The 16,466-nt window shown below is 62.6% G+C and carries 16 protein-coding genes; 3 read left to right on the top strand and 13 right to left on the bottom strand.

Annotation, left to right across the window (positions count from 1 at the left end):
• Positions 1-3 precede the first annotated feature (3 nt).
• From LPJGGPFB_RS31395 to LPJGGPFB_RS31440, 10 genes are all read right to left on the bottom strand, one after another.
• Positions 4-708 carry a cytochrome c oxidase subunit 3 gene (locus LPJGGPFB_RS31395; RefSeq protein WP_173423832.1) on the bottom strand — a complete coding sequence of 235 codons (705 nt, stop codon included), beginning with the start codon at positions 706-708 and terminating at the stop codon, positions 4-6.
• Positions 705-2,480 (bottom strand): cytochrome c oxidase subunit I, encoded by a 1,776-nt coding sequence (ctaD, locus tag LPJGGPFB_RS31400; protein WP_173423833.1) that lies wholly within the window; start codon positions 2,478-2,480, stop codon positions 705-707. The genes LPJGGPFB_RS31395 and ctaD overlap by 4 nt, the downstream gene beginning before the upstream one ends.
• 35 nt (positions 2,481-2,515) lie before the next feature.
• Positions 2,516-3,358 carry a cytochrome c oxidase subunit II gene (locus tag LPJGGPFB_RS31405; protein ID WP_173423976.1) on the bottom strand — a complete coding sequence of 281 codons (843 nt, stop codon included), beginning with the start codon at positions 3,356-3,358 and terminating at the stop codon, positions 2,516-2,518.
• Between the two features lie 140 nt (positions 3,359-3,498).
• The gene (locus LPJGGPFB_RS31410) at positions 3,499-3,885 is read right to left on the bottom strand and encodes a c-type cytochrome (RefSeq protein WP_173423834.1); all 387 of its coding nucleotides are present in this window, start codon (positions 3,883-3,885) and stop codon (positions 3,499-3,501) included.
• Positions 3,886-4,097: 212 nt separating this feature from the next.
• Positions 4,098-5,165 carry an ABC transporter ATP-binding protein gene (locus tag LPJGGPFB_RS31415; protein ID WP_173423835.1) on the bottom strand — a complete coding sequence of 356 codons (1,068 nt, stop codon included), beginning with the start codon at positions 5,163-5,165 and terminating at the stop codon, positions 4,098-4,100.
• A gap of 9 nt (positions 5,166-5,174) precedes the next feature.
• Positions 5,175-6,008, bottom strand: a complete 834-nt coding sequence (locus LPJGGPFB_RS31420) for a carbohydrate ABC transporter permease (protein WP_173423836.1) — start codon at positions 6,006-6,008, stop codon at positions 5,175-5,177.
• Between the two features lie 5 nt (positions 6,009-6,013).
• The gene (locus LPJGGPFB_RS31425) at positions 6,014-6,949 is read right to left on the bottom strand and encodes a carbohydrate ABC transporter permease (RefSeq protein WP_173423837.1); all 936 of its coding nucleotides are present in this window, start codon (positions 6,947-6,949) and stop codon (positions 6,014-6,016) included.
• A gap of 101 nt (positions 6,950-7,050) precedes the next feature.
• On the bottom strand, positions 7,051-8,310 hold the full coding sequence (locus tag LPJGGPFB_RS31430; protein ID WP_173423838.1) for an ABC transporter substrate-binding protein: 1,260 nt from the start codon (positions 8,308-8,310) through the stop codon (positions 7,051-7,053).
• A gap of 67 nt (positions 8,311-8,377) precedes the next feature.
• Positions 8,378-9,550, bottom strand: a complete 1,173-nt coding sequence (locus LPJGGPFB_RS31435) for a PLP-dependent transferase (RefSeq protein ID WP_173423839.1) — start codon at positions 9,548-9,550, stop codon at positions 8,378-8,380.
• Positions 9,547-10,263, bottom strand: coding sequence for a FadR/GntR family transcriptional regulator (locus tag LPJGGPFB_RS31440; protein WP_173423840.1), 717 nt, complete (start codon positions 10,261-10,263; stop codon positions 9,547-9,549). The genes LPJGGPFB_RS31435 and LPJGGPFB_RS31440 overlap by 4 nt, the downstream gene beginning before the upstream one ends.
• A 144-nt stretch (positions 10,264-10,407) precedes the next feature.
• Here LPJGGPFB_RS31440 and LPJGGPFB_RS31445 point away from each other — a divergent pair, with 144 nt between their 5' ends.
• The gene (locus tag LPJGGPFB_RS31445; RefSeq protein ID WP_173423841.1) at positions 10,408-10,656 is read left to right on the top strand and encodes a hypothetical protein; all 249 of its coding nucleotides are present in this window, start codon (positions 10,408-10,410) and stop codon (positions 10,654-10,656) included.
• 77 nt (positions 10,657-10,733) lie between these two features.
• On the opposite strand, the gene LPJGGPFB_RS31450 is transcribed toward LPJGGPFB_RS31445, so the two are convergent.
• From LPJGGPFB_RS31450 to LPJGGPFB_RS31460, 3 genes are all read right to left on the bottom strand, one after another.
• Positions 10,734-11,837 (bottom strand): M24 family metallopeptidase, encoded by a 1,104-nt coding sequence (locus LPJGGPFB_RS31450; RefSeq protein ID WP_173423842.1) that lies wholly within the window; start codon positions 11,835-11,837, stop codon positions 10,734-10,736.
• Between the two features lie 174 nt (positions 11,838-12,011).
• Positions 12,012-12,698, bottom strand: coding sequence for a helix-turn-helix domain-containing protein (locus tag LPJGGPFB_RS31455; protein ID WP_210264674.1), 687 nt, complete (start codon positions 12,696-12,698; stop codon positions 12,012-12,014).
• Between the two features lie 194 nt (positions 12,699-12,892).
• A complete protein-coding gene (locus tag LPJGGPFB_RS31460) occupies positions 12,893-13,585 on the bottom strand; it encodes a GntR family transcriptional regulator (RefSeq protein WP_173423844.1) in 693 nt (230 codons plus the stop codon).
• Positions 13,586-13,708: 123 nt separating this feature from the next.
• On the opposite strand from LPJGGPFB_RS31460, the gene LPJGGPFB_RS31465 reads away from it, so the two are divergent.
• Together LPJGGPFB_RS31465 and LPJGGPFB_RS31470 are read left to right on the top strand one after the other, a co-directional pair.
• Positions 13,709-15,076: a glutamine synthetase family protein gene (locus LPJGGPFB_RS31465; protein ID WP_173423845.1), complete on the top strand. Its 1,368-nt coding sequence runs from the start codon at positions 13,709-13,711 to the stop codon at positions 15,074-15,076.
• Positions 15,073-16,386: an NAD(P)/FAD-dependent oxidoreductase gene (locus LPJGGPFB_RS31470; protein ID WP_173423846.1), complete on the top strand. Its 1,314-nt coding sequence runs from the start codon at positions 15,073-15,075 to the stop codon at positions 16,384-16,386. The genes LPJGGPFB_RS31465 and LPJGGPFB_RS31470 overlap by 4 nt, the downstream gene beginning before the upstream one ends.
• Positions 16,387-16,466 lie beyond the last annotated feature (80 nt).

Genomic DNA, 16,466 nt, shown 5'->3' on the forward strand with positions numbered 1-16,466 from the left:
CTCCTAGGTCAAGATTTGCCGGCAGAGGTCGATGAAGTCGTTTGCCCAGCCGGAGAACAGCGCAAACAGCACGATCCAGACAGCGAGCATGAAATGCCAGTAGGTGGCGCAGAGCGTGATCGACAGTGTCCCCTTAGAGCCGATCGGTCCCTTGCGCGTTGTCAGAATGGTGCGGGCAAGCGCGACCAGGCCGCCGACGATGTGCAGGCCATGCATGGCCGTGATCATGTAGAAGAAGCTGTTGGCCGCGTTGCCGGTGAGCAGATAGCCGGCATCGGTGAGTTCGCGCCAGGCGAAGACCTGGCCGACGAGGAAGGCGAGGCCCAAGGCAAGGGCGGCGATCAGCGCCGTGCGGCTGGCATCGTCGCGGTGGCGTTCAGCCGACACTTTGGCGGCATGGAGCATCAGGCTTCCTGACGCGAGCACCGCCGTGTTCAGCCAGAGTAGCTTCGGCATCGGCGTCGACCACCAGTCGGTCGAGGCCATGCGCATGAAGTAGGCGCTGATGAAGAGGGTGAACAGCGCTCCGACCACGGCGAGAAAGACGCCGAGGCCGATCTTGGCCGGCTCGATCGGGCGTCGGCCCTGCGGACGCGTGTCGTGGTGTTGGCCGACCTCCAGCCAGGGCTTCGATAGCATCCGCTGCTGCGACAGCCACCAGCCGGCGATCGCGGCGATGACGGCAAGGAAGATCAGCGTGACACTCATGTCGCCGTCTCCCGCGTTAGGTTGTCCGGACCGGGCTGGTTCTGCGGGATGAAATCCTCCGGCGCGCCCGGCACGCTGTAGTCATAGGCCCAGCGATAGACCACCGGCAGGTCTTTCCAGTTGCCGTGGCGCGGGGGCGTTTCCGGCGTCTGCCATTCGAGCGTCGTTGCCCGCCAGGGGTTGCCGCCGGCCTCGCGACCGTGGCGGATGCTCCAGACCAGATTGAACAGGAAGACGATCTGGGCCGCGCCGACGATGAGCGCGACGATGGTGATGAACTCGTTGAGCGTATGGGCCGAGGCCGGTACGAAGGCGGTTTCGCCCATTTCGTAGTAGCGCCGGGGAACGCCGATCAGGCCGAGATAGTGCATCGGGAAGAAGATCAGGTAGGCGCCGACGAAGGTGACCCAGAAGTGAAGCTGTCCCATCGCCTCGTTGAGCATGCGACCGGTGACTTTCGGATACCAGTGATAGATGGCGCCGAAGATGACGAGGATCGGGGCGACACCCATGACCATATGGAAATGGGCAACGACGAACATCGTATCGGACAGCGGCACGTCGACGACGACATTGCCGAGGAAGAGGCCGGTGAGCCCGCCATTGACGAAGGTGACGATGAAGGCCAGTGCAAACAGCATCGGCAGGTTGAGGTGGATATCGCCGCGCCAGAGCGTCAGCACCCAGTTGTAGACCTTGAGCGCCGTCGGCACGGCAATGATCAGCGTCGTCGTGGCGAAGAAGAAGCCGAAATAGGGGTTCATGCCGCTGACATACATGTGGTGCGCCCAGACGACGAAGGAGAGCGCGCCGATGACTACAATCGCCCAGACCATCATGCGGTAGCCGAAGATATTCTTGCGGGCATGGGTGCTGATGAGATCGGAGACGATACCGAAGGCAGGCAGCGCAACGATGTAGACTTCCGGGTGGCCGAAGAACCAGAAGAGATGCTGGAACAGGATCGGGCTGCCGCCGCCGTGTTGCAGCTGTTCACCCATCTCGACGATTGCCGGCATGAAGAAGCTGGTCCCGAGAATACGGTCGAACAGCATCATGACGCAGGCGACTAAGAGGGCGGGGAAGGCGAGCAGTGCCATGACCGTCGCGGTGAAGATGCCCCAGATCGTCAGCGGCATGCGCATCAGCGTCATGCCGCGCGCACGGCCCTGGAGCACGGTCACCACGTAGTTGAGCCCGCCCATGGTGAAGCCGATGATGAAGAGGATGAGCGAGGAAAGCATCAGCACGATGCCCCAGTCCTTGCCGCCGGGCGTGCCTGACAGCACGGCCTGCGGCGGATAGAGGGTCCAGCCGGCGCCGGTCGGCCCGCCGGGCGCAAAGAAGCTCGAGACCAGCACCAGCACGGCGAGAAGGTAGAGCCAGTAGCTCAGCATGTTGGCATAGGGAAACACCATGTCGCGCGCGCCGAGCATCAGCGGGATCAGGTAGTTGCCGAAGCCGCCGAGAAACAGGGCGGTCAGCAGATAGATCACCATGATCATGCCGTGCATGGTGATGAACTGGTAATAGCGCTCGGCGTCGATGAAGGCGAAGGCGCCGGGAAAGCCGAGCTGTAGGCGCATCAGCCAGGAGAGAACCAGAGCGACCATGCCGATGGCAATGGCGGTAGAGGCATATTGAACGGCGATGATCTTAGCGTCCTGGCTGAACACATAGCGCGTCCACCAACTGTGCGGATGGTAGAGCTCGACATCCTCCACCTCGGCGGGTCCGAGCGCCCTATCTGTGCCTGACCGGATATCGACCATCTAAACTCTCCCAACAATGGCCGTCGGGGCGCCTCCTACCGCGCCGGGGCGGCATTTCCTGCCTGTGCCGTTTCCTTTGTCTGTGCTGCTGCCATCAACTGCGAAAAGGTCTGCTGGCTCGTGAGCCAGGTCTGGTAATCCTCCGCGCTGTCGACGACGACGGTGCCGCGCATCTGCGGATGGCCGACGCCGCACAGTTCGGCGCAAAGAACCTCAAAAGTGCCGGTGCGCGTGGGCGTGAGCCAGTAAAAGGTGACCATACCGGGCACCATGTCCATTTTGGCGCGGAACTCCGGCACGTAGAAATTATGAAGCACGTCGACCGAGCGCAGGAGCATCTTGACCGGTTTGCCGATCTCAAGGTGCAGTTCGCCACCTTCGATGATGATGTCGTCGAGGGCGGCCGCGTCGTTTCGGTTGAGGCCGAGGGAATTTTCCGGCGAGATGTCGCGCGTCTCCGATGTGCCGAGCCTGCCGTCGGCGCCAGGCAGGCGGAAGCTCCACAGCCATTGCTGCCCGACCACTTCGACCTGCCTTGCCCCGTCCGGCACGGTGATAAACTGATGCCAAACGAACAGACCCGGCGTCAGCATTGCCGCGACGCCCAGCGTCGTGCCGGCAGCAAGCCAGCTTTCGAGCTTCTTGTTTTCGGGTTCATAGGCCGCCCGGTTTCCCGGGCGGTGCCGAAAACGGAAGACGCAGTAAGCCATGAACAGGACGACGGCGACGAAGACGGCGCCGGTGATCCAGAAGGTGATGATGAGTGTATTGTCTATGTAGTTCCAGTTGGACGCGATCGGCGTCCACCACCACGGGCTCAACAAATGGAACAACACCGATCCGGCGGCCAGCAAAACCAGAATAACCACCACGGCCATTTCTTGTCCCTCCTTGCCGCTTGCGGCTGTGGGCATGAATACGCAATCCGTAGAGTTTCAAATACAAGTATTGCACGAACGGAAAATACTCGCAATTGACCGTTCGGTGGAGTGCCTGTCGGCGGTTCCAACCGTTGCGTCTATTGCGAATATTGCTTGAGATAGGCGAGCAGGTTGGAAATATCCCCTTCATCCTTCAGTCCGGGAAAGACCATCTTGGTGCCTTTCACCTTCGCCTTCGGATTGTGGAGATAGTCGCGCAACGCCGCCTCGTCCCAGACAAGCCCGCCCTTGCCGGCATCGATCATCGCCGGCGAGTACTTGAAGTCGGGGTGGGTGCCGGCGGTGCGGCCGAGCACGTGGTTGAGCGACGGGCCGACCTTGTTGGTATCGCTGTCGACGATATGACAGATCGCGCATTTCTTGAATACGGTCGCGCCCGCCTCCGCATCGCCCTCTTGCGCAAGGGCGGCGATGGGACAGAGCAGCGTTGTCGAAAAGGCAAGGGCAACAACAGAGTTTCGCATGACACTTCCTCAAAATCGCCGGGCGCGTGGCAAGGAAGGCTATCGTCAATTCGTCGTCTTGGCGGTACTTGCTTCTCTCAATTGGGCGCCACGGGCGGTTGATACTTGCGACGGGATGACGGTACGCCTCGGTCCGAAGATGTCAATCTCCGGTCTTGGGCGATACCGTCAGGCACCTGTCAGGGCGTGCAATTCCGCCCGCGACCCGGCGATCAGACGCGATTGCCGTCGGCGTCGAAGAAGTGCAGGCGCTCCGGCGGCAACCGTGCCGGGATTTCCCCCGATGCCTTGAGGAAGGCGCGGTCGTTGGTGAAGGCCTTGAAGATCGCCTTGCCGAAGGACAGATGCAGGATGATGCCAAAGCCGGTCGGTTCGACAAGATCGACCGTCGCCTTCAATGCATCCGGTGCCGTGGTGCCAATCTCGACATGTTCCGGCCGGATGCCAAGCGTCGCGCTGGCGCCGTCTGCCAGTTCCGCATGCACTTGCGCCGGGATGGTGACGCCACCTTTTGTCTCGAAGCGAGGCGATTGGCCGTTGCGATAGGTGCCTTCGAAGAAGTTCATGCCGGGCGAACCGATGAAGCCGGCAACGAAGAGGTTGGCCGGACGATCATAGAGATCGAGCGGGCTGCCGACCTGCTGGACGAAGCCGCCGTTCATGGCAACGATCCGGTCGGCCAGCGTCATCGCTTCGATCTGGTCGTGGGTGACGTAGATCGAGGTGGCGCCCAGATCCTTGTGCAGCTTCTTGATCTCGGCGCGCATCTGTTCGCGCAGGCGTGCGTCGAGGTTTGATAGCGGTTCGTCGAAGAGAAAGGCCTTGGGTTCGCGCACGATGGCGCGGCCCATGGCGACGCGCTGGCGCTGGCCGCCGGAAAGGGCACGCGGGCGGCGCTCCAGCAGCGGATCGAGACCGAGCTTGGACGCAGCGCCCGAGACGACACTGGCGATCTTTTCCTTGGCTGTCTTCCTCAGCCTCAGACTGTAGCTCATGTTGTTGGCGACCGACATATGCGGATAGAGCGCATAGGACTGGAACACCATGGCGATGTCGCGGTCCTTCGGCGCCAGTTCGTTGACGCGTTTGCCGGCGATGCGGATTTCGCCCGAAGTGACGCTTTCAAGGCCGGCGATCATGCGCAGCAGGGTGGACTTGCCGCAGCCGGACGGGCCGACCAGCACGACGAATTCGCCGTCGCCGATCTTGAGGTCCACATCGTGCAGGACCGGGTGGATGCCGTAGCATTTACGGATATTGGCGATATCGATGGAAGCCATGGTGGATCCTCAGCCTTTGACCGCGCCGGCCGTCAGGCCCTGGACGAGATAGCGTTGAATGAGCAGGAAGAAGAGGCAGGCCGGGATCAGCGCCAGCACGCCCGCGGCCATCATCTGGCCGAAGTCGACCGAGAATTTCGACACGAAGGACAAAAGCCCGACCGGAAAAGTCGCCTGGTCGTTGCCCGAGATCAGCATCAGCGAAAACAGAAGCTCGCTCCAGGCAGCGGTGAAGACAAAGCCGAGCGTGGCGGCGATGCCGGGGAGCGTCAGCGGCAGGATGATCTGACGGAAGGCGACGAACTGGGTTGCGCCGTCGATCATCGCCGCCTCTTCGAGATCCTTCGGAATGCCGTCGAAGAAGGACTGCATCAGGAAGGTGGCAAAGGGCACGTTGAAGGCGGTGTAGACGATGACGAGACCGGTCAGGCTGTTGGTGAGGCCGAGCGGCGACAGGATCTTGAAGATCGGCGCGACCAGCATGACGAGCGGGAACATCTGCGTCAGCAGCATCAGCGCCACCAGCCAGTACTTTCCGCGGAAGTTGAAGCGCGACAGCGCGTAGCCGGAGAGCGAGGCGAGGACGGTGACGATGACGGCGGTCGAGCCCGAGACGATCAGGCTGTTCTTGAAGAACACTGGGAAGGCACTGTGGCGCAGCACGAAATCGAAATGCTCGAGGCTGGCACGCGAAGGCCACATTCGAATGCCTTCGGAGTAGAGCAAGTCGTTCGGCGTGACTGCGACCTTCAGCAGCCAGTAGAGCGGGAAGAGCGCGAAGGCGATATAGGCGAGGATCGCCAATCGATGCGCGGCTACGAGAAGAATGGGTTTGGCGCGCATTGGTCTCAATCCTTGCTCAGCAGCCATTGGCGCAGGATGACGATCAGCATGGAATAGGCGAGCAGCAGTGCCAGAAGCACCAGCGCGATTGCCGAGGCATAGCCGAAGTCCAGTCGCTTGAAGGCCTGGGTGAAGATGTAGCTGGCGACGATCTGGGTGCGATCGGCCGGCCCGCCATTGGTCATGACGATGATCAGGTCGGCGAAGTTCGAGATCCAGACGGTGCGCAAGAGAATGGTGATGGCGATCGTCGGCGCCAGGAAGGGCAGGGTGATCGACAGGAACCGCTGCACTGGGCCGGCGCCGTCGATGCTGGCCGCCTCGTAGAGATCGCGCGGGATCGCCTGGAGGGCGGCCAGCAAGGTAATGGCGAAGAACGGGATGCCCCACCAGACATTGGCGATGATCGGCCCCCACATTGCCAGTTGTGGGTCGGAGAGAATGTTTGTGGGTTCGCTCATGATGCCGATCGCATAAAACCAGTGCGGCAGCGGTCCGACGACGGGATTGAACAGCCAGGACCAGTTGAGGCCGGCAAGGAAGCTCGGCACCGCCCAGGGCAGGAAGACGAGCGCCTGTGCGAGTCCGCGGCCGTAGAACGGCTTGTCGAGCAGCAGCGCCAGGATAAGACCCAGCAGGAACTGCAGAAAGACCGAGGCTCCGGTCCACCAGAGCGTGTTGCGCAGCGCCCGATAGAAGGCCTGGTCCTGCGACAGTGCCCGGAAGTGATCGAGGCCGATGAAGGCGCCGGAGAACGGATTGAGCAGTTGGATATCGCGGAAGGCGTAGGAAACGCCGAGTGCCAGCGGCACCAGCATGACGGTGACGATCAGGATCAGCGCCGGGGCGCTGTAGAGATACGGCGCTGCCCCATCGGCGATGCGCTTCATCAGCGGCGTCCTGCTTGCGGGCAGGCCGTCTTGGCGGGCGACATAGGCCATCGATCGAAATTTCCCCTGTGCGGCCGCCGGTTTTTTTGGCGTGCCTTGTTTTCACGACATCGGGTGACCGGCGGCGCCTCAGAGCGCCGCCGGCCGAAGGCTCATTTCTTGGCGAGGTGCTTCTGCTGCGCCTTGGTGAGGTAATCGGCCCACTGGTTGGCGAGCTCCGCTGGCGTGATATCGCCAAGCAAGGCTTCCTGGGTGGTCTTGATCGCGAGCGAATCCTTGAAGAAGGCGAATTCCTCGAGGTAGGTCGGCATCACGGTCAAAACGACGTCCTTGTCGGCAAGCTCGTCGAACCAGCCCTTGAACTGCGGGCTCGCATAGAAGGGATCCTTCTCGGCGGCCTTGTGCACCGGCAGAGCGCCGGTGCGCTTGTTCCACTCGATGTTGCCTTCCGGCCCTTCGAGCGTCTCGATCAGCTTCCAGGAGAGGTCCTTGTTCTGGCTTGCCGACAGCATCGACCAGCCGGCAAAGCCGATGGTGGTGAACGCCTTGCCGCTCGGGCCCTTCGGCATGGTGGTGACGCCGAAGTCTTCCGATTTCATCCGCTCGGCAATGGCGATCAATGCATCCGGGTCCTGGTCAAGGAAGGCGCAGGTGCCGCTATAGAACCCGGCGACGATCTCGTTGAAGCCCCAGTTGACGCTGTCCTTCGGCGCCAACCCCTTCTTGTAGAGGTCGATTACCCAGGTGAGGCCATTGACCCAGCCTTCGCTGTTCATGGTCGAGGTGCCGTCGTCATTGAAGAACTTGTTGCTGCCGGCCATGGTTGCGCCGAACATCACCCAGCCGTTGAGGCCGCCCGGACCGCCGCGCAGGCAGTAGCCGGATTTGCCCGGCAGTTTGGAGACGGCTTCCGATGCCTTGACGAAATCGTCCATGGTCTTCGGCGGCTCGTTGACGCCGGCTTCCGACAAGAGCTTCTTGTTGTAGAACATGGCGCGCAGATAGAAGCCGTAGGGCAGCATATAGGCGGTGTTCTTGATGTCGCGGCCCAGTTCGAGGGTGCGCTCGGTCAGGCCCGGCGTGTGCTCCCACTTTTCGAGATAGGGCTCCAGGCTTTCGAGCATGCCGTTGTTGGCATAGAGCGAAAGCCAGGTGTCGGGCATTTCCATCACGTCGGGCAGCTCGCCGGCCGAAACCATGGTGGCGAACTTCTGGAAGGCTTCGCCCCAGGGCAGCGAGATGATCTCGACCGTGGTGCCAGGATTTGCCGCTTCAAACTTGGCAACGATCGACTTCAGCGTCTCGGTGCGCTCGGGGCTGGTGATGACCTCGACGAGTTTCAGCTTGGTATCGGCCAGTGCACTTCCTGCCATCAGGGTGGCAAGCAGAGTGGCGGTAATCAGTTTCCTCATTTTTGTTCCCTTTGTTTTTTGATGGTTGATCCACATGCAATGAGCGGGATGCGGCATCCCGCTCCCGTCAGCCTGACGAAGCGGCAGACATCGCCGCTTCAAGATCGCTCCAGAGGGCCTCCGTTCCCTCCAGGCCGACATGGAGCCGTACGGACCGCGGCGAGATGCCGAAGGCGGCCGCGGAATTGGGCTGGGCTTTCTGCGACAGCACGACTTCGCCCGGAACGATCAGGCTTTCGTGTCCGCCCCAGGAAACGCCGAGCTTGAACAGGTCGAGGTGATCGGCGAAGCGCCTGACATCGACGCCGTCGCGGAAGATGAAAGAGAAGAGACCCGATGTGCCGGACAGGCCCGGCGGCAAGGTGTTGCCGAGGCCCGGATGGCAGACGGTCTCGACCAGCGGATGGGCCTGCAGGCGCTGAGCCACCGTCAGCGCCGAGCGCTCATGCGCTTTCATGCGGATCGGCAGGGTGCGAAGACCACGGATCAGGAGCCAGGCATCGAAGGGCGAGAGCTTGCCGCCGAGATAGGGGTAGGCTTCCGAACGGATGCGGCCGATCAGTTCCTTCGAACCGGCGACGACACCTGCGACCACGTCCGAGTGCCCGCCGAGATATTTCGAGGCCGAATGAATGACGAGATCGACGCCGAGCGCAATCGGCTGCTGGAAGATCGGGCTCGCCCAGCTGTTGTCGATGGCGGTGATGATGCCCTGGTCCTTGGCAAGCCGGGCAAGCGAGGCGACATCATGGGTGTCCATCACCCAGCTCGTCGGGCTTTCCATGTAAAAAAGTTTGGCGCCGGGCAGGGCTTTCGCAACCGCTTCCTCGTCGCGACCGTCGACATAGGTCACTTCGATCTTCATGCGCTTCAGGTGCGTGCCGAAGAGGCGGAAGGCGTCGGGATAGACATGGTTGACGGCAACGATGCGGTCACCGGGCTCGACGAAGGACAGCACGGTGGACGAGATCGCCGACATGCCGCTGGCAAAGCCGATTGCGTCCTCTGCTCCTTCGAGCTTCGCCAGCATCTCCTCGAACATGCGCACCGTCGGGTTGAGGCCTCGGGTGTAGATCGGCCGCACGCGCTCTCCCTTGTAGGACGCGACCATGTCGTCATAGTCCTTGAAGGTGAAAAGCGAGGTCTGAACGATCGGCGGAACCACCGCGTCGAAGGCATTGCCTTCGTCATGCGCGACGATCAGCGAGGCGTGGTCGAACGGATCAAGGCCGTTGTTCATTTGGACATTTCCTTGATGTCTTCCTCGACGATCGCGAGGATTTTCAATGTTTCTTCGCGCGCGGTGTCAGGGTCCTTTGCCGCGATCGCGTTGAAGAGGGTGCGGTGGAACGGGAAGGAGCGGCGGGCGAAATCCGTGCGATCGAAAGGATGGTCCCAGAAGCGCTCGAAGGCCTCGCGCATCTGCTCGAGCAACTGCCGGAACAAGGGATTGTGGGTGGCATCATAGATCGCCAGGTGAAAGGCGAGGTCCTCCGGACCTGATGTGCCCTTGGCGATGTGCACCCGCTCCATCTCGTTGAGTTTTACTTCGATGATCTCGAGGTCTTTGTCGGTGCGTCGGCGTGCGGCGACCATATTGGCCTCGACCTCGATGCCGCGTCGAACCTCGAGCGTCATCAACAGCACGTCGCGCAGGTGTCCGGCATCGAGCGTCAGCGGCATATGGAGGGTCGAGGCCGAAATGGCGCGCAGCAGATAGGTGCCGCTGCCCTTGCGCGCCTCGACGACGCCGAGTGCCTGGAAATGGCGAATGACTTCGCGCACGGTCGAGCGCCCGACGGCGAGCGCCGTCATCAGTTCGCGTTCCGCCGGCAGACGGTCGCCGGGTTTCAGGCCGGACTGCTGGACGTAATCGGCGAGCGCGGCAATGACCTGCTGCGCCCGGTCGGCGGGCGGCAATGGCAGAAGTGCGGCTCTGGCTTGTTCAGTCATTCAGCCTCCCCCTCGGCGCCAAATTGGTCTGACATCTGATCAATATGTCGAAGGTGCCGGGGGCCGTCAAGCAGGAACTTATTAAGCTCGACATCAGTTGACCTCGTCGCCGGCAGGCGTAGACAAGGGGCAAGGAGCTTGAAGATGTTGAAATCGAGATATGTGCTGTTCGCCACGGCAATCATCAGTGCGGCGGCGCTCGCCGGCGATGCACAGGCGCAGATGCGGACCAGGAAGGGGGAGTATTACGAGGGCATCCAGCGCAAGCCCTATGGCCACACTTTCTGGATCTGGCCGCCGGCCGAACAGCGCGAGCCGGTCTATGCGCCGCGTCGCGGCAAGGATCCGGACGGCGGTCAATCGCTAAAGGGGCGCAAACCGCCGACCCGGTAGGTGCTCAATCCTTCCTTCAGCCAAGGCGGGCTGGAGCGGGTAGAAAAGTGGCGCCCTAAGGCGCCACCAATGTCATGTCAGACTTGTGCGACGTGAACGTCGCGCGGCAGCGACGACAGCACTTCCGGTCCGTCCGCGCGCAGGATGACGATATCCTCGAGCCGGATACCGAAGCGGCCGGGCAGGTAGATGCCGGGTTCGATCGAAAACACCATGCCTTCCTCCAGAACCGTTTCCGACGTCGCCGTGATGTAAGGCGGCTCGTGGCCGTCGATGCCCATGCCGTGGCCGGTGCGGTGGACGAAGTATTCTCCATAGCCGGCGTCTGCGATCACCTTACGGGCCGCATCGTCGACTTCCTTGGCGAGGACGCCGGGACGAGCGGCTTTTAGCGCCGCCTGGACGGCCCGCTCGACGATCGTGTGGATCTGGCCGTAGCCTTCCGGCGCGCGGCCGACAATCGCCATCCGGGTGATGTCGCTCGGGAAGCCCTGCTTGCGGCCGCCGATATCGATGACGACCGCGTCACCTTCGGCAATCACCCGCTCGCTGGCGGAATGGTGCGGGAAAGCCCCGTTGCCGCCGGCACCGACGATCCAGAAGGCCGGTGCCGCGCCCTCGGAGGCAAAGTGCGCCCGGATTTCAGCGGCCAGTTCCTTCTCGGTCATACCAGGGCGGATTTTCGAGAAGGCCGCCTGCATGGCGCGGTCGGCGATGCCGGCGTTCATCTTCAGGAGGTCGTACTCGATTCTGTCCTTGCGCATGCGCAGGGCGCCGAGCGTTTCCGGCGTGAAGTCGCGGGCGGTGTCAGCGGGCAGATTGTCGAGGAGCAACAGCGCGAAATCGGCACGCATGGTCTCGTCCAGCACGACGCGGCCAGGTGCAGTAGCGCCGACGTCGGAAAGGGCTGCGGTCAGGGCATCGGCTGGGCCGACATCATCGGCCCAGTTGTGGAAGGCAATGTCGGTGTGCTCGCGCGTGCCTTCGGCATTGAGCGCCGGCATCAGGAACGCCTCCTTCTCGGGGCCGATCAGCAGCAGGCAGGGGCGTTCGTCGGGATGCGGATGATAGCCGATCAGCCAATCCATGTGCGATCCGGGTGCAAGTGCCACCAGCCCGCTGCCGGTGTCGTTCATCTTGGCGCGAAGGGCCGCGAAGCGTGCTTTCGTCAGTTCAGTCATGGCGTTTCCAGTTCTGGTTCTGGCAGGGTTGGGTCAGGTGAGGGGCCGCGCGCCGGTCTCGTGTTCGGGCGTCGATCGACGCGCGGCGGTCGCCGGGCTAAGGCGCCCGGACGAAAGGCTGGGGAGCTGAGGAGCGCAGTCGCCGAAGCGCTTGCGCGGCCGGATCGGGCGGGACTATCCGGTGCCCTTGTCCGGGCTTGCGGCGGCACTGCGCCGATCATCGGCGCGTGTTACAGCAAAGGCGCCTTCCGGCGTTTCCGCCGACTGCGCGTCGCCGAAGACATCCATGGTGCAGGTGTGCAGGATGATGGTTGGTTCGCCGGTGTGGTTCCAGGTGAGGTGGGTGAGGCCGGAGAGGAAATGTGCGGAATCTCCCGCTTCCAGCACAGTCTCCTCGCCATCGATCTCGATCGTCAGGGCGCCTTGAAGGATGAAGAATATCTCCTCGCCCTCATGGGTCATCGCCTCGCTGCGGTGACCCGGCGGCGTGTGCACTACGGTACTGCGCAGGACGCTGCCCGGAAAGGAAGCGGACAGGCGCTCATAGGAGACATTGCTGTCGACGGAGCCTGCCAGTGCGTAGGCGCGGCGCTGGTCATGGCGGGTAAACGGCGTTGCGACTTTGGGGGAATTGAGGAACGTGCCGACCTCGACCTTCAGCACGCGGCAGACCGCAACGAGCGAGGTCAGCGACGGTACGGTGATGCCGCGCTCGATTTGTGAGATGAAACCAACGGAAAAATCCGCCTGATCCGCGACGTCCTTGAGCGTCAGCTTCAACACCTTGCGACGCTGGCGCAGGCGATCGCCGAGCGGCGGAAGCTCAGATACGGGATTGTCTGGCCGAGACTGCGAATCCACTGCGAAATCCCCTCTCATCCCACGTCCTCGTTTCGGGGAGGATCTCCTGCGTGGGCGCGCCATCCATGCCCGGAAATCGCTAGGGATTTCAGGGTGATGCGCTCGTATTTTCCGGACTTTGGGGCGGCGTTCACGCCTTGTCAACGAAAATTTTAGCTACACTAAAATTTCACCGATCCAGGCCTGCTTTGCCGTCAGGCTGCAAGTTTCAACAGGCGTGCGATGGCCTGCTGGTCGAAGCCGCCGATGCCTTCGCGAATGTCAGCTGCGATGGCGTCGGCAACGGCGCCCTCGTCGCGGCGGCGCAGGGCGTCGATCGCCTCGCGATGGCGGTCGACGACATAGAGTTCGCTCACATGCTCCATGGCGATGCCGAGGATCGGGCCCAGCTGCAGCCAGACGCTTTCGATCAACGGCATGACGATCTGGTCGGGATTGGCAGTGTAGATCGTCCGGTGGAAAGCCTGGTTGGCGATCAGCGCGGCGGCCTGGTCGCCGCGGCGAATTTCGTCCTCGATGCTGTCGTCGATCGCCGAGATCCGCTCGATCTGCCGTTCTGTGAGATGGGCGACGGCGCGGCGGGCGGCGTGGCTTTCGAGCGCGATACGCAGCGATATCAGCTCCTCGAAACGGGCGGGCGTGATGTGCGGTACGACGATGCGGCGGTTTTCGAGGACCTGCAGCGCGCCGATGGAGGTCAGCTGCCGCAAGGCCTCGCGCACCGGCGTCGGGCTGCTTTCCAGCGCCTCGGCAAGTCCGCGGATCGTCACCGAAGTGCCGGGTCGGAAACTGCCGACCATGATCGCCTGGCGAAGCCTGGCGAAGGCGTAGTCATGGGTGGTCATGCCTTCCGGGCGGTCGAAGAGCGGCAGCGTCGGGGTCTTCAAATCAGCGGGTTCCTTCTGCCACACGGGGAATGGTCGCGGGCTGATAACATCCGTCGAGGTTGACTCCAACTTCTGAATTATGTCAACTTTGCGAAAATGTGATCACAAAATGAGATTTGCGATATGACCCTCGACGCGGAAGACCCGAGCGCCTTCAAGGCCTGGCTGGAGCAGAACGGCCCTATCGAAAGCATCCAGGCCGTGGTCTGCGACCTCAACGGCATCATGCGCGGCAAGCGCGTGCCGGTCGAGCAGGCGGCGAAAGTGCTTGGCGGCGGCATCCGCATGCCGCTGTCGATCGTCGGCGTCGATGTGTGGGGCGAGGACATCATCAACAGCGAGCAGGTGTTTGCGAGCGGTGACCGCGACGGCATCTGCGGCGTCACCGGGCGCGGCGCGCTGCCGGTCAACTGGACCTCGCGGCCGAGCGCGCTCGTTCCGCTCTGGCTCCTGCTTGAGGACGGCAAGCCGTTCCTGGCCGATCCGCGTCAGGCGCTGGCGGCGATCGTGCGCGAATACGAGGAGCTGGGTTTGCGGCCGGTGGTCGCGACCGAAATGGAATTTTATCTGATCGACCCGGAGCCCGACAGCGCGGTGCCGCCGATCTCGCCCTATACTGGCAAACGGCTCGATTCCGACGCGATCCTGTCGATCGACGAACTCGACGATTTCGGCGAGTTCTTCTCCGACGTCTACAAGGAGTGCGCCCGTCAGAACGTGCCGGCGGATGCGGCGATCGCCGAGAACGGCATCGGCCAGTTCGAGATCAATCTGCTGCACACCGACGACCCCTTGAAGGCGGCGGATGACGCGATCTTCTTCAAGCGCATCGTCAAGGGGGTCGCCCGCAAGCATGGGCTGGCGGCAACCTTCATGGCCAAGCCCTACGGAACGCGCTCGGGCAACGGCATGCACATTCACTTCAGCCTGCTCGATGCCGATGGCAACAACGTCTTCAACGACGGCACCGACGAAGGCTCGGCAGTCCTCAAGAACGCCGTCGCGGGCCTGCTGCGCGGCATGCCGGAAACGACGCTGCTGTTTGCGCCGCATTTCAACTCCTATCGCCGGCTGCGGCCGGATACGCATGCGCCGACGGCCGTGTGCTGGGGTTATGAGAACCGCACCTCGGCGATCCGCATTCCCGGCGGCAATCCGGCAGCGCGCCGCATCGAGCACCGGGTGGCCGGTGCCGACGCCAATCCCTACCTCGTCATCGCCGCGATCCTCGGCGCGGCACTCGTCGGCATCCGCAACAAGTGGAAACCCTCGGCGCCGGTGACGGGCCGGGCCTATGCGGCGGAGAAATTGCCCAAAATTCCCGCTGATTGGGGGCAGGCGGTCGATGCCTTCGAGGCAGGACCGATTGCCGCCGAAATCTTCGATCCCGTGCTTCGCTCGATGCTGATCGCCTGCAAGCGGCAGGAGATCGCCGGCTTTGCCGAGCAGGTCACGGATTATGAATTCAGTGCCTATCTGGAAATCGTATGATGACGAGACACCAAAAATCCTATGCCGGTGACGGCAGCTATCCCACCAGCTACTACGCCGCCTCCCGCAACATCATCCGCACGCCGGTTTCGCTCAAAGGTCGCGTCGAGACGGATGTCTGCGTCGTCGGCGCTGGCTATTCCGGACTGTCGACGGCAATCCACCTCGCCGAGAAGGGCTACAAGGTCGTCGTCATCGAGGGCGCGCAGGTCGGCTGGGGCGCCTCGGGGCGCAATGGCGGCCAGGTGGTCAACGGTCTCAACGCAAGCCTTGCCACCATCCAGCGCCGCTACGGCGAGGATGCGGCAAGCTTCGTCGGCGGGCTGGTGCAGGAAGGCGGCAAGATTATCCGGCGACTGGTCAGCCAGTATCAGATCGATTGCGACCTGAAGCCCGGCAACATCTATGCGGCCTATACGCCGGCGCATATGAAGGAACTGGAAGCCAAGCAGGCGCTCTGGCGCAAGTATGGCATGGACGACCACCAACTGCTCGACCGCGACGCGCTCGGCAAGCTGGTGAAGTCCGACGCCTACTGCGGCGGCATGCTTGATACGACGGGCGGCCACATGCATCCGCTCAATCTGGTGCTTGGCGAAGCGCGCGCGCTCGAAAGCCTTGGCGGCACGATCTACGAACAGTCGCCGGTCACGCGGGTCGACCATGAGGCGGCGAGGCCGACGGTCTACACCGCCGAAGGCGAAGTGTCTGCGCGAACAGTCGTCCTCTGCGGCAATGCCTATCTCGGCGATGCGGTGCCGAAGCTCGTGTCGCGCGTCATGCCGGTCTCGACCCAGATGATCACCACGGCGCCGCTTGGCGAGGAACTTGCCCATTCGCTGATCCCGAGCGACATGTGCGTCGAGGACGTGCGCTACATCCTCGACTATTTCAGGCTGTCGGCCGACAAGCGCATGATCTTCGGCGGCGGTACAGTCTATGGTGGGACCGACCCGGCCGATGTCGTGGCCAAGCTCAAGCCCAATCTGGAGAAGGTCTTCCCGAGGCTTAAAGGCGTGAAGATCGACTATGCCTGGAGCGGCAATTTCGCGCTCTCGTTTACCCGCGTACCCCAGATGGGCCGTATCGGGACGAACACCTATTTCGCCCACGGCTATAGCGGCCACGGCGTAACAGGATCTCACCTGTTCGGGCGCACGCTCGCCGAGGCGATCGACGGCGACGCGACGCGCTTCGACATGTTCGAGAAGCTGCCCTGGTATCCGTTCCCGGGTGGGCGGATGTTCCGTGCGCAGTATTCGACCATCGGCTCCTGGTGGTATTCGTTCAAGGATGCGGTCGGCTGGTAAAGCCGGTTTAGATTATTTTCATTTGCCTGGAACAAAAAGGCGGCAGGGATCGTTTCCTGTCGCCCGAATGCATGTCCGCA

It is taken from the genome of Ensifer adhaerens (assembly GCF_013283195.1).
Classification (GTDB): domain Bacteria; phylum Pseudomonadota; class Alphaproteobacteria; order Rhizobiales; family Rhizobiaceae; genus Ensifer; species Ensifer adhaerens_G.